We start from the raw sequence: 13742 nt of genomic DNA, 5'->3' as shown, positions 1-13742 counted from the left end.
GTTAATGCTGTTTAATTTACGAGATGGAGGAATTATAGCGATGCGCTATGGCCTGGTTTTATAGGAAGCAATATCAATTGAAATCGAATTGTCAGTTCATCTTCCACTTTTATAAGTCCGGCCAGTTTCTGCTGCGGTTTTAACCCAAACTCGGAAAATGAAAATTTCCGGCTGCCATTCAGTTCCAACATATCTGACTCCCTGGTTTGCACCTGGTAATCGATCTCTTTCTTTTTAATTGTGCCCGCCAATTCAATACTGACCCACCCTTTTATATTTTTTGCATTGCCATTATTATAACCGATGTTCAGCAGGTTGATCTTCAACTTCGGCTGTTCATTGGCTTTAAGTGTTTTGCGGAAATCGTTCGTGATATATTTCTGGTGACAGTCGAACTGTTTTATGTTGATAGATAGTGCGCCTTTTATTGTAAATGGTTTCATTGCCTGCTCATCTTTAAAAAGATAGATCGTATCGGGCAGCAGGTATTCTTTTATATCGCACCGGAAGCTGTTGATGTTAGACCTGCCTTCGATGGAGAGGTTGCTGCTTTTCTGGATGACCCATCTTTCGGCGGAATGCCTGGGTTCATGGCTGAACAGTATTGTGCCGAATAGTAACAGGATCAGTTTCATGACGGGAATGTTTTTATATTTAAGCCGGGTTGACCTATGTATGTTCAACCCGGCCTGATTGTGTATCCAACGCAGTAACATCAGAATCCTACCACTGCTTCAATTACATAACCATTGAATTTACCACCGCTCCGGTAGTCAGTTATTGTAAAATCTTTATAACGTTGATCTACCCATTCTGCTTTGAGCAATACATTCTTTACGATGAACCAGCCACCGGCAATTGCAAAGCGGTTAATAGTGATGTCATTGGTTTGACCAGCCAGGGTTGCATTTGCTGAATTGTATCTTACTCCCAGGAATACTTTTTCTGCTTTCCCAAAGCGATACAAGCCGTCAATTGCATACTGGCTCGCTTTTCTTACGTTGGTTTCGTTTTTCGTTCTTCCCTGGGCGGTTTCATAAGTGCCGAACAATTCAAAGCCTGCCAGTTTCACAAAGCTGTTTAACATTACGGCATCCAGTTTTTTGCTGAATCCGGGGTTGAGACGGCCTGATGCATACATTGCCGTGGATGCTTTCACGGCGCCTGCATTATCTTTCCACAGTTCCATTACGTTTTGATAGTTGGAGCCGGTACGGTCGCCGCTGTATAAAGTAAGGCCGCTGCCTGCTGAACTGCTGTTGTGATAATAGCTGCCCGACACACGAACGCGCAATATTTCGGTTATCTGTTTGTCGAAGCCCACTTTGCCATATAACGAAGGAGCCCTTTTTGTGTTATCGTCCTGTGTGGTTTTAGCAACTGAGTCAATATGCCCTTTGATCATGCCATTGGTCATGCCGGCCATTCCGAAGAAGCCATTTTTTTGCAGGTAAATTTCACCGCCAATTTCTGTAGCGAAGGCGTCCATGATATAACTTTCCATAAATGGATTGTACAGTGTATGACCGCCATCTGATCTGCGGAAGTGGGCATCACCATAGTTGATCTCCATGTGACCGATCTTAATGGTGGCCATTTTCATCAAGTCATCCCAGAATTTTCCTTTGAACGGCAGCTTGTCAAATTGTATATATCCTCCTTTAACCCAGGTTTCGTTGTGGTGGCGGGAAGAGAGATACGTGGTTAGGTTAAGTCTGATGCCATCGGCCAGTTGTACATCCAGGAAAAGGTTGGCCTGCGCTGTCATAAATCCCGGCTTGATCGGATAGATCTTATTGGCGCCTTCCGAATTGTCGGCCGTTGTATTCTCGTGCTTTAAGTTCTGGAACTGTTGTGTAAATCCGGCGCCTAAACGAACACGCAGGCCATCAAATGGTACCTGGTCGGCTTCTTTGCTGGTCTCAAATTTATTGATCCCTGTTTGATCATAAGGCCTGAAATAGGAAGGGCGCATGTAGGAGATCTTCTCAACCTGCGCCTGTGAGGCCAGTGGAATTAATACTAATGAAAGTAATAGTATTTTAATTGCTTGATGAAGTAATGATTTCATGATAATTGACTTTAAAATTATAAATGAGGTTTTGGTTTTATTATACTGCTTTCAATACCATGTCGAACTTTATGGTAACGGCATCGCCGGTTTTGATGGCGCCCAGCATGATACTGGGCGGCGTTACTTTGTAGTCGGTCATTTTTAATTTATAGGTTCCTGAATAAGTAATGCTTTTATCGGGATTCAATACACCATTGGCGGTAAGCTCTACGTCACGGGTTACTCCTGAAATGGTGAGTTTGCCGCGGGTGACCAGGGTGAAACCGGCTCCGTTGGGTTTAATGGCGGCGTTGTTTGCAACAAAACTGATCGTATTATACTTATCGGTGTTCAGCGCTTTATAGGTATTTTTGTCCATAGACTTATTATTGCTTTTCAGGCTTTCGGCCGGAACGGTAAATTGAAGAGCAGTCATGCCTCCTAGATGGCCTGTAGGTGTAAACATGAAATCGGCCGAACATACTCCTTTCTCCGATTTTATATCCCAATCGTGTATATTCGAAGTTCCTTCCACAATAAGTTTCACGGAGCCGTTAGAATGGTATTTTATTTGACCAATGCTATTAACGGAAGTAAGCAAACCGGATATAAATATTAAGATTGCTGCAGCGGCGGATGGCATAGTGGTGGATAAGCATTTCATTTTTTAATGTTTTGGTATTGAAGAATTTGTCGGTACAAAGCTATTGGCTGCTTTTCACCGGTTATATGATCTGACTAACGGTGCGCCGTGATTGATGTCAGGAGCTTCAATGATTACCGTTATGGCATTGGGTGTAAAAAGCGGCCAGTCTTGATTAACCTGGGCTATGATACTCTACCCATTGTTCGATATGCCCGGTTGGCAGTAGCCATGCATATTATAATAGAAGTTTATTTATGACATTACTCATGGGTGACGATGATGAATATCAGGTAATCCACTTGAAGGAGGTCATCATTTCAAGGTCTTTCATAAATGCATCTTTGCAGAAGATTGCCTTAACATTCAAAAACAATTCTGTTATGCATTTAGATATATTATCCCACGGACTTCAAATCACTATGGAGTTAGAAAATAAAATGCGTATGAAATTTGAAGCAATTGGAAAGCTTTATAAACATATTACTGGCTATGAAGTAAAAATAAAAAAAAGCGATATTTCCGGTAAAATGAAATTTGAGGTGGAAGGCCGGGTGCGTATTCCCAAAAGTTCTTTCTTTTGCCGGGAAGCAGCCGAAACTTTCGAAACAGCATTTGACCAGGTTGTAGAGAACCTGAAACGCCAGTTAAAATGGAAGAAGCAGGAACGTGCAGAGATATGGTAATTTAATTTCATGGCTTCCTTTATTATGTAAATTAAAACATGGCAATGAAACCGGCTGCATCCCTTGTTTCTCAATTTAAATTGCAATGATTGCAAAACTCATCGACACCGCATTACGGAACCGGTTTATCATATTGATGATAGCAGCGGTAACGGTGGCATATGGTATATATTCAGTAAAGGTCACTCCTGTTGATGCCATTCCCGATCTTTCAGAGAACCAGGTGATCATTTTTACAGAATGGATGGGGCAGAATCCTCAGGTAATTGAAGACCAGGTTACCTACCCCCTGGTAAGCAATCTGCAGGGCATACCTAAAGTAAAGGACATAAGGGCCAGCAGTATGTTCGGAATGAGCTTTGTGTTTGTGATTTTTCATGATGATACAGATATATACTGGGCAAGAAGCAGAGTGCTGGAAAAGCTAAATGCTGCTCAACGTTTACTTCCTCAGGGCATCACGCCCACATTAGGGCCTGATGGCACCGGCCTTGGTCACGTTTACTGGTACACGCTGGATGCACCCGGTTATAATTTAGGCGAATTAAGGGCATTGCAGGATTGGTATGTTCGCTTCGCATTGCAAACAGTTGAAGGCGTCAGTGAGGTAGCTTCCTTCGGCGGATTTCAAAAGCAATACCAGGTAATAGCCGATCCGGTAAAACTTCAGTTTTATAATATTCCGTTGATGGATGTAGTAAACAGAATAAAAATGAACAATAGTGATGTAGGGGGAAGGAAGTTTGAACAATCCGATATTGGTTATATCATTCGTGGCATTGGATATATTAAAGACATCAGCCAGATAGAAAACATCCCGGTGGCAACCATTAATTCTATTCCGGTACGCGTTAAAGATATTGCTTCAGTTCAAATGGGCGGCGATCTGCGGCTTGGCATTATTGACGAAAACGGCGAAGGTGAAAGGGTTGGTGGTATTGTGGTAATGCGATACGGCGAAAATGCCAGGCAGGTGATAGACCGGGTAAAACTTAAAATGGCTGATGTGGAAAAGGGATTGCCGCATGGCGTAAAGTTTAAAGTGGCATACGACCGTTCCGATTTAATTGAAGCCACTATTGCCACGCTGAAAGAGGCTGTTATTGAAGAGATCATCATTGTGAGCCTGGTGTTGTTCATCTTTCTGTTACATGTGCGTAGCGCACTGATAGTGGTTATTACCATTCCGGTGTCGGTACTGATCGCATTTATCATGATGAAATGGTTTGGTATTACGTCTAATATCATGTCCCTGGCCGGAGTAGCCCTGGCGGTAGGCGATCTTGTTGATGCAGGTATTGTTATGGTGGAAAATGCCATGAAATCGTTAAGCGGTGAATCCGATTAAAAGTGAACTATGCTCAACAAACAAGTTAGAGAACAAAAGATTGGCGCTTCTTCAAAAATGATTGGAAAAGCTGTGGTTAGTTCTATACTGGTTACGCTTGTCTCTTTCAGTCCTGTTTTATTTTTGACCGGTCAGGAAAATAAACTTTTCACTCCCCTTGTTTTAACAAAAACATTTGCCATGATCGGTTCGGCATTGGTGGCTGTTTTCCTGGTGCCGGTGCTGATGGTCTTTTTGCTGAAAGGTAAGGTAAGACCCGAGAGCCGCCATCCCGTATCCAGGTTTTTTAACTTTATATATTCGCCGGTGTTGCGATGGTGCTTACAATGGAAAAAACTTACCCTTTTCATTTGTCTTTTAATACTGGCAGGAAGTATACCGCTTGTTATGCGGCTGGGAAGGGAATTTATGCCGCCGCTCGATGAAGGTTCCCTGCTTTTTATGCCTGTTACACTGCCTGATGTTTCCAATTCCGAGATCAAACGCATTATGCAGGTGCAGGATAAACTGATTCACACCATTCCTGAAGTACAAAACGTACTCGGTAAAGCAGGACGCGCCAGCACGGCTACGGATAATACGCCAATGAGCATGATTGAAACCATCATATTACTGAAGCCACAATCCCAATGGCGAAAAGGTGTCTCCAAAAATGATCTTATCAATGAATTGAATGCAAAACTTCAAATCCCTGGTGTTATAAATGGCTGGACGCAACCCGTCATCAACCGCATCAACATGCTTTCAACCGGCATCCGAACAGATGTGGGCGTAAAAATTTATGGACAAAACCTTGATACCATTAACCAGCTGGCGCAGCAATTCAGGCAATCACTGGCTGGCGTTGACGGTATAAAGGACCTGTATGTAGAACCGGTAACCGGGGGGAAATACATCGATATAAAGATCAAAAAAGAAGAGCTGGGCCGGTACAATCTCTCCGTTGATGATGTGAACATGTTCATCGAAACAGCTTTGGGCGGAATGAACATTACACAGACTGTTGAAGGGCGGCAACGTTTCCCGGTAAATGTGCGGCTGGCGCAGGATTACCGCAATTCAATCACAAAGCTGGGCAGGCTTCCGGTTATTACAATGGACTATGGTCCGATACCGTTGGGCGCTGTAGCCGATATTGATATAAACGAAGGTCCGCCGATGATCAACTCCGAGAATGCCATGCTCAGGGGAACGCTGTTATTTAATGTAAGGGACCGCGATCTTGGCAGCACGGTAGCGGAGGCCAGGAAAAAGTTGGCCGGCGCGGTACAAAAACTCCCGAAAGGATATTTCCTTGAGTGGAGCGGCCAGTATGAGAACCAGGTACGGGCCGAAAAACGGCTTACAATAATTTTACCAGTTGTATTGCTGATCATCATGGTCATTCTCTACTTCACTTTTCATTCGATGCGGGAAGTGCTGATCGTGTTATCTTCCATACCAATTGCGTTGGTTGGAGGTGTTTATTCACTTTATTTCTTCGATCTGAATTTTTCGGTAGCTGTTGCTGTTGGGTTTATTGCGCTGTTTGGCATAGCCGTGGAAACCGGGGTGTTGATGCTGGTTTACCTGAATAATATGCTGGGCAAAAAAATGGCCCTATTGAATGAGCAGCAACGGCTGCTGAATAAAGAGGAATTGGAAGACGCAATTTACGATGGGGCAGTACTGCGTTTACGGCCGAAATTAATGACTGTTATTGTTGATATTCTCGGACTCTTGCCTGTACTGGTGGCCACCGGTCCGGGCAGCGATGTTATGAAGCCGATCACTTACCCATTTGTATTTGGTTTAATCACTTCAACATTGTTTGTATTGATCGTTTTACCGGTGTTGTATGCAATGGTAAGGGAACATGAATTAAAAAAGCATGGCAAACTGCACGTGGAAGCATTGCAAAACTGATGTCGCCGGAAGTTTATACAGCGGGGCTGCTACCGCAATTTTTTATTTCCATTATGATTAAAAAAAGCTCTTTTCAACAGGTCTGCTGTAATGATATAGGCCACTAATATCAGTGTAATGGTAATTATTTGCAGCGGATTTAAAATAGAAAATCCCAATAGCGCTGCAACCGGCGAGTAGGGAAGGTATATTATAATACCCAGTGCAATGAGCGATGTAATCAGCAACAACCTGCCGGGTTTGCTTTTGATGACGGTTTTTTTGGTACGTACCACAAAGAGGATCAATAATTCGGTGATAGTGGATTCTAAAAACCAACCGGTTTGAAACGACGAATTGGACAGTTTGAAATAATGATATAATATATAGAAGGTTAAAAAATCAAAAAAGGTACTATGTAAACTAAAAACGACCATGAAGCGGCGGATCAATGAAAGATCCCACTTTTGGGGTTTGGTTAATTCCTCATCATCTACATGATCTGAGGCAACCGATAAAAAGGGTAGATCTGTTACAAGATTCGTTAGTAAGATCTGTTTGGGCAACATGGGCAGAAAAGGTAAGAATAATGAAGCGCCTGCAATACTGAACATATTGCCGAAGGTGGCCCCGGTAGAAATAAAAATATATTTCATGGAATTTATAAAAGACTTTCTGCCTTCATACACACCATCTGCCAGCACAGAGAGGTCCTTTTCCATCAGTACAAAATCTGCGGCTTCCCTGGCAATATCAGCTGCATTATTTGTTGATATGCCAACGTCTGCCGCATTGATAGCAGCCGCATCATTAATGCCGTCGCCAATATAGGCTACGGTAAAATGTGATTTTTGAAGCGCTTTTATGATGAGCTCTTTCTGGTGTGGCTCTATTTCGGCAAAAATATCGGTATGCCGGGCTTTTACCACCAACGCTTCAGGGTATAATGTATTCATTTCTTCACCGGTTAAAATAACCGGTTCTTTCATGCCCAGTTTTTGTGATACCTGATAAGCGGCGAACCGGTTGTCGCCGGTAATGATCTTCACCCGGATATTTAACTGTTCCAGCTTTTTAAATGACGAGAGGGTAGACTCTTTCAGGGGATCTTCCAGTAAAATAAATCCAAGGAATATCATATCCTGTTCGTCGATCCTTTTCATTTTATCTGTTTCCATGGGCTTGTAACTTAAACCCAATACCCTGTATCCCGAATTGCTATAGGTAATAAAATCAGCATTAAGCTGGTGGCTTATCTTTTCAGTGAGCGGTTCTTTTGTTCCGCCCGGAGCTTCTATATAACGGCAAACCTCCAGCACATTTTTAAAAGCGCCTTTGGTAATAAAAAAGCAATTGGCGCCCTGGTTCACCGCTACGCTCAACCTTTTTCGAATAAAGTCATAGGGGATTTCATTAATTTTCTCGAAGCCGGTAATAGGAATATTCAATGAGGTTATCGCCTGGTCAATAGGGTTGGTAAACCCTTTTTGAAAGAAAGCGTTCAAAAAGGCGAATAAGCGAAGCCGGTCATTTCTTTTACCGGTTATGTCAACTATATCTTTTACGGAAATAACACCTTCTGTGATCGTGCCCGTTTTGTCGGTGCATAAGACATTCACTTCTCCGAAATTAAAAATGCCGGAGAGCTTTTTCACAATTACTTTCTTCTTTAACATTCTTCTGGTGCCGGCTGCCATGGCAAATGTCATAATAGCCGGCAGCAGTTCGGGCGCCATACCAACAGCCAGTGCAAGTGAAAATAGAATAGATTCAAAAATGGGTTTCTGGAAATACAAGTTTGACAACAGGATGGTCAGCGATAGCATAACTGTTGCCTTTAAAAGAAAAAAACCAAAATGCCTGATCCCTTTTTCAAAGGCGGTTTCTGTTGTTTGAATAAGGCTGTGCGACATTTGGCCAAATATTGTTTCGGAGCCCACCTGAACGGCTATGGCCGTGGCGGAACCGCTAACTACATTGGTCCCCTGCCACAGGCAATTGTATTTTTTACTTAATGGTAGAGAATCGTTCAGGGTAGCCGCCGATTTTTCAACCGGGTACGATTCGCCGGTCAGGGTGCTTTCATTCATATGCAGGTCATTGCATTCGATGATGCGGCAATCGGCAGGAATAATATCGCCGGCATCGAACAAGAGAATATCTCCCGGAACAATTTGCCTGGTTGATAGCTGCACCGGTTGATTATCGCGCAATACGGTATGCTTCATTTCTGTTAAACCCCGCAGTTTCTCAACAGCCCGACTGGCATTTAATTCCTGCCAGAACCCCAGCAGCCCTGTCGTTAACAGAATAATAAGAATGATAATACTGTCTGAAGACTCGCCCAGTATCACAGATAAACAAACTGCAATTACCAGTAAAAGAACAAGCGGATTGGTGAATTGCCTGATCAGTAATTTTATTTCTTTCTTATATCGGCCCTCTGTTTTAAATAACTTAGCCTGGCTTTTTTCCCGTTCGGCGGCAACGGCAATCTGCAATCCTTTGGGTGAGGACTGTAGTTGAGCAAACAGCTCGTCTGTTGTTGCCGAAGAAAAATGCCAGGTTATCATTTCATTTTTTACATTTCTTCCGGGGCTGTTATTATCGTGGGTTCTTTCATTTCCGGTTTCTTTTCAACAACGTATTTTTTTTCCACGTTTTGCCGGGCGTTTACTGAATACATCTTTTCATAATATTCAGCCGCCATTCGATTGCTGTCGAAATAAGACATAATATTCTGCATGCTGTTTTTTATAAGGGTCAGCCACCTGGCAGGATAATCATAATACATGGGGATGATCTCTTTTTCCAGCAGGTCGTACAGGTTCTTGGCTTCCACAGCGTCCTGTTCATGATCTGGCAAGCCCGGCGGGGCAGGGGGAATAACAAAGCTGTTTATTTTGTCTTTTGCAAATTCAGGAAACCAGCCATCGGGGGTGCTTACATTGATGGCGCCATTCATTGCCGCAGCCATGCCACTGGTACCTGAAGCTTCATGGGTTAGGCGGGGATTGTTCAGCCAAACGTCTGCTCCGTTTTTTAGTAGTTTGGAAAGTTTTAATTCATACCCAACCAATATGGAACAATTTTTATAGGTCTTGGTAATATTTACAATTTTATCGAATATACCAATAGCGGTATAGTCCATGGGATAAGGCTTGCCGGCCCAAATGATTTGAACCGGTCTTGCCGTATTATTTACAATTGTGTTGAACCTTTCCATGTCATAAAAAAGTAAGTCGGCCCGTTTATAACCGGCAAACCGTTTTCCAAAGACGATGGTGAATATTTTCTCATCATAAATTTCCCCGGTTTGATCGGCTACCACTTCAAACAGGTTGGCCTTCCCCTGTGATTTTCTTTTCTGTAAACCTGGCATATTGTTGTTCGATGCTTCCTGATACATTTCATGGTCGGCCCAATAAGTAAAGTTCTGTGAGTTGGTGATTGAAATGATTGAACATATATCGCCGTTATAGGGTTGCCACATATTTTGCAGGGTCTCAAGATGCATTTTAGATACGCCGTTGGCTATTCCCGACAATCTTAGCGCAGCTAAGGTATGGTTCAAAAAGCGACCTTGCATTTTGGTGATCATCCGTACTTCAGTAACAGGTATGCAGCAAAAGAATCCCATTTTTTCAAGAAGCAGAAAGTCTGACTCAGGGTTGCCGGCCTGTTCGGGAGTATGATTGGTAAATACTACTTTCTCCCTGACCTTCCCGATATCCTTGAGCTGATCATACAGGTGAAATATGAGTGGCAGCGCGTGTGATTCATTCAAATGATATATTTCGGGTTTCCAGTCTAAAATTTCAAAAAGTTTTGCACCGCCAACGCCCAGCAAAATGGCAGCTGCGATAGCTGTTTCGGGATTGGCGTCATATAATTTATGTGAAATTGTTTTAGCCAGATAATCGTTTTCGGGTACATCTGTGGATAACAAGAAAAGGGGCGCCGTTTTAAATACTTCGGGCGGAAGGTAATAAACAGTTACCCATACATCGTGACCTGAAACCTTTATCGTGAACTTAATATCTGTATTAATTAAAAAGCCGTAGATCTTTTCCTGGAACAGCACATCCATGGTCTGATCACTTTTTCGAACCTGGTCATAATACCCATACTTCCATAAAATGCCAACCCCAACCATGTTCTGCTTCAATTCAAAGGCACTGCGCATGTGTGAACCGGCCAGAAATCCCAATCCCCCCGCATATAGTTTCAACGGTTGATGAATAGCATATTCCATACAGAAATAAGCAACCGGACGCGAATATTCATAGGAATATTGATATGGATGACTAAATGAAAAGCTCATGCGTTATTTTTATTTTATAACTAATTAATACACGATGATAAAGTTTTGAGCGTTTTGTACAGGATAGTTTGTTTTATACAGGTAGATATATAAAATGCCATTTTTATATTCAGCGGTACCAAATTCGGTATCGGCATCACCTGGCAGTTCAACGCTTCTGCTTATATACCTGCAATGAAATCCGTGATGGTGGTAATGTGCCTCGTTGGTTGCGTCGCAGCATTTTTTATATGCAACAATTACCAAAGAACAGCCCTGTGTCTTTATAAAGAAATCCTCTTTTCTAAAACCGGGCGCCGGCATTTCAATTTGGTAATAGTCGGAAAACCCGATAATGTTTACCGGCGGTTTACTGCCTTTGATCTTTAACTGTTCCTGCTCTTTGGTAAAAACAGGTTGATATATGCCCGGATATATGGAGGCGGCTGTGTAATGATATTTTGGATTTTTAACCACGGTAGCAACTTGTGATTGCAATTTACTTTACAGGCACTACCTGTTTTGCTGACTATGATCAAACATTCATACGATTTTTGTCAATAACCGGTTTTAAGGGCGAAGGTGTCACAGGGCTTATGCCGGGAAACTGATCATAAAGGTAGAACCCTCGTTCTGTTTGCTGATAAATGTAATTTCGCCGTCAAGCAGCTCTACATATCTTTTTACAATATTTAAACCAAGCCCGGTGCCCTGAATTGCTATTGCGTTCTTTGCTCTGTAGAATTTACTGAACAGGTTTTTCTGATCTTCTTCGGGTATCCCGATCCCTTCATCTTTCACCTTCATTGAAACAAGGTTGTTTTCTATGTCAACAGACAAAAAGATCGCTTTGTGCTCTGCTGAATACTTGATGGCATTGGATAGAAGATTAAGCAATACATTCCTCAGGATTTTTTTATCCTGCTCAATATTTCTGTCTCCATTATAAGACAAATTTATTACCTGTCCGGCTTTCAATATTCCGTTCAGTTCTTCAATAATTTCGGTTGAAAACTCATGCAGGTTTATTATGTTCTTGGTTACTTTTACTTTTCCCTGTTCCAGCTTGTCAAGCGAAAGAAAATCATCTAATATATCGGTAAGGTTTTTTACAGATGATTTAATGCGTGCCGTATGTTTTTTACGGTTTTCTTCCTGTTCCTCTTTGTTATATTTGTCAATAAGCGAAGTGCTGGAGAGTATGGTGCTTAGCGGCGTTCGGAATTCATGTGATGCGATCGACAGGAATCGGGATTTTAGGTCACTCAATTCTTTTTCTCTTTCCAGTGCTTCGGTAAGTTCGTGTGTTCTTTCTTTCACTTTTTTTTCCAATGCTTCATACATTTTGTAACGCTCAATAAAGCTTTCTGCTTTCCGGGCATATAGCTCCAGTTTGTTTAATTCCTGTGGCGTGAAGCGGTGCGTATTTTCGAAATGGGTAGAGATCATTCCTATCGGTAATCCGTCATGGCCAAATAATGGGGTAGACTGAACAGCCCGGAACCCTGATTTCCGGGCTATTTCCCTGTAAGGTGCAAATGAAGGATCTGTTTCGGTATCTTCAATAGTGATTTGTATTTTTGCCTTCAGCGCTCTTCCGCAGGCAGAATCATCGTTTACTGATACCTCCTTAAAATAGGCAAGGAACTCCTGCGAAAATCCTTTTTGGGCGGCAATGATCAGCACTTGTTTTTCGGGGTTAAGGAGCTGTATATTGCCTTTGTCAGTATTCATTAATTTAATGGTCGCAGTAAGCATTTCATCAAGGCCCTCCTGCAGATCGTTTATTTGCCAAAGACGCGTGCCACATTCGTTGAGGTAGGATAATGCGGCTGCTTCCGATTCAAGGATAAGCTGGCTTTCCCGTAAAGCTTCTTCATCACGTTTACGCTGGGTTATATCAGTGCTCAACGTTATTAATTGCCCCGTTTTAAGCGAATAAAAGCTCCGGTCGAACCAGCGGCCTATTGAATGGATATATTGCTGGTATCTCACATTTTCTCCCTTTTCAACCCGGGAAATAATTTTAATCAGGGTGTCATCCAGCGCCCCGAAAAATTCACTTCTGCAATGACCAATGATTTCATTACGGTGCTTTTGGATGATTTTTTCTGTGGCAGGGTTAATTTCCAAAAAAAGCAGATCAATAATATTGCCATTGTTATCTTTTATGATCTGCTGAAGCATAAACGATTCATGGATTCCTTCAAATATGAAGCGGTATTCCTTTTCGCTCTCCTTTGCATGGTCTTCGGCCTTTTTTCTTTCGGTTATATCAGTAACAAAGGCAACAGCGAGCTGCTCTCCGTAAAATTCATAGTGTCCCAAGCTGATTTCCACAGGAAACTCGGTTCCTTCTTTACTGCGTGCAAACAGGTTCAGGCCATAACCCATCGGTCTGGCTTTTGGATTTGCAAAATACCCTTCAATATGCTGTGCATGCCTTTTTCGCAAGGCTTCGGGTATCAGCAATTCTACTGGTTTACCAATAAGTTCCGGTGTATTATAACCAAAAATTTTTTCAATGCAGGGGTTGGCCAATTGAATATAACCTTCCCGGTCGATTACGAGGATGCCAACGGTGGCATATTGGAACAGGGCCTGAAAGCCGGCTTCGCTTTCAAATAGTATCGTTTGCTGATCAGGCATTTGATAGTGTTTAAAGGTGTATGCGGTGGTACGGAGCGGCCGGAGGGTTTTGATCGTAAGGATGCATTCGATATGTATTTGGCATCCTCAATTAATATATAACTTAATGAGCTTATTTTCCATTCTAAAGATAAGCAGATTTTTGAAAATGATGCTTTCGCCTGATTTTGGCAGGT

General features: G+C 42.4%; 8 protein-coding genes and 1 pseudogene. 2 read left to right on the top strand and 7 right to left on the bottom strand.

Features of this window, described 5'->3' with window-relative positions; translation table 11 throughout:
* Positions 1-32: 32 nt before the first annotated feature.
* The 3 genes from FAM09_RS13705 to FAM09_RS13695 form a co-directional block, all read right to left on the bottom strand.
* Positions 33-635, bottom strand: a complete 603-nt coding sequence (locus tag FAM09_RS13705) for a hypothetical protein (protein WP_136577685.1) — start codon at positions 633-635, stop codon at positions 33-35.
* 80 nt (positions 636-715) lie between these two features.
* Positions 716-2071: a hypothetical protein gene (locus FAM09_RS13700; protein ID WP_136577684.1), complete on the bottom strand. Its 1356-nt coding sequence runs from the start codon at positions 2069-2071 to the stop codon at positions 716-718.
* A gap of 40 nt (positions 2072-2111) precedes the next feature.
* Positions 2112-2717, bottom strand: coding sequence for a YceI family protein (locus FAM09_RS13695; RefSeq protein ID WP_136577683.1), 606 nt, complete (start codon positions 2715-2717; stop codon positions 2112-2114).
* Between the two features lie 236 nt (positions 2718-2953).
* On the opposite strand from FAM09_RS13695, the gene FAM09_RS13690 reads away from it, so the two are divergent.
* The gene (locus FAM09_RS13690; protein WP_136577682.1) at positions 2954-3382 is read left to right on the top strand and encodes an HPF/RaiA family ribosome-associated protein; all 429 of its coding nucleotides are present in this window, start codon (positions 2954-2956) and stop codon (positions 3380-3382) included.
* Positions 3383-3467: 85 nt separating this feature from the next.
* Positions 3468-6635: pseudogene (locus FAM09_RS31235) on the top strand (efflux RND transporter permease subunit).
* A 29-nt stretch (positions 6636-6664) separates the two neighbouring features.
* Here FAM09_RS31235 and mgtA read toward each other — a convergent pair.
* The 4 genes from mgtA to FAM09_RS31035 form a co-directional block, all read right to left on the bottom strand.
* A complete protein-coding gene (gene mgtA / locus FAM09_RS13675; RefSeq protein WP_136577679.1) occupies positions 6665-9187 on the bottom strand; it encodes a magnesium-translocating P-type ATPase in 2523 nt (840 codons plus the stop codon).
* 8 nt (positions 9188-9195) lie between these two features.
* The gene (glgP, locus tag FAM09_RS13670) at positions 9196-10938 is read right to left on the bottom strand and encodes an alpha-glucan family phosphorylase (RefSeq protein ID WP_136577678.1); all 1743 of its coding nucleotides are present in this window, start codon (positions 10936-10938) and stop codon (positions 9196-9198) included.
* 24 nt (positions 10939-10962) lie between these two features.
* A complete protein-coding gene (locus FAM09_RS13665; RefSeq protein WP_136577677.1) occupies positions 10963-11415 on the bottom strand; it encodes an Hsp20/alpha crystallin family protein in 453 nt (150 codons plus the stop codon).
* 96 nt (positions 11416-11511) lie between these two features.
* The gene (locus FAM09_RS31035) at positions 11512-13566 is read right to left on the bottom strand and encodes a PAS domain-containing sensor histidine kinase (RefSeq protein WP_136577676.1); all 2055 of its coding nucleotides are present in this window, start codon (positions 13564-13566) and stop codon (positions 11512-11514) included.
* Positions 13567-13742: the final 176 nt, after the last annotated feature.

Source organism: Niastella caeni (assembly GCF_004834005.1).
Lineage (GTDB): Bacteria > Bacteroidota > Bacteroidia > Chitinophagales > Chitinophagaceae > Niastella > Niastella caeni.
This window is presented reverse-complemented; position numbering and strand designations above follow the sequence as displayed.

Coding starts and splice junctions, on each gene's coding strand:
- FAM09_RS13705 (WP_136577685.1), bottom strand. CDS start 635: ATGAAACTGATCCTGTTACTATTCGGCACAATACTGTTCAGCCATGAA.
- mgtA (WP_136577679.1), bottom strand. CDS start 9,187: ATGATAACCTGGCATTTTTCTTCGGCAACAACAGACGAGCTGTTTGCT.
- FAM09_RS13700 (WP_136577684.1), bottom strand. CDS start 2,071: ATGAAATCATTACTTCATCAAGCAATTAAAATACTATTACTTTCATTA.
- glgP (WP_136577678.1), bottom strand. CDS start 10,938: ATGAGCTTTTCATTTAGTCATCCATATCAATATTCCTATGAATATTCG.
- FAM09_RS13690 (WP_136577682.1), top strand. CDS start 2,954: ATGACATTACTCATGGGTGACGATGATGAATATCAGGTAATCCACTTG.
- FAM09_RS31035 (WP_136577676.1), bottom strand. CDS start 13,566: ATGCCTGATCAGCAAACGATACTATTTGAAAGCGAAGCCGGCTTTCAG.
- FAM09_RS13695 (WP_136577683.1), bottom strand. CDS start 2,717: ATGAAATGCTTATCCACCACTATGCCATCCGCCGCTGCAGCAATCTTA.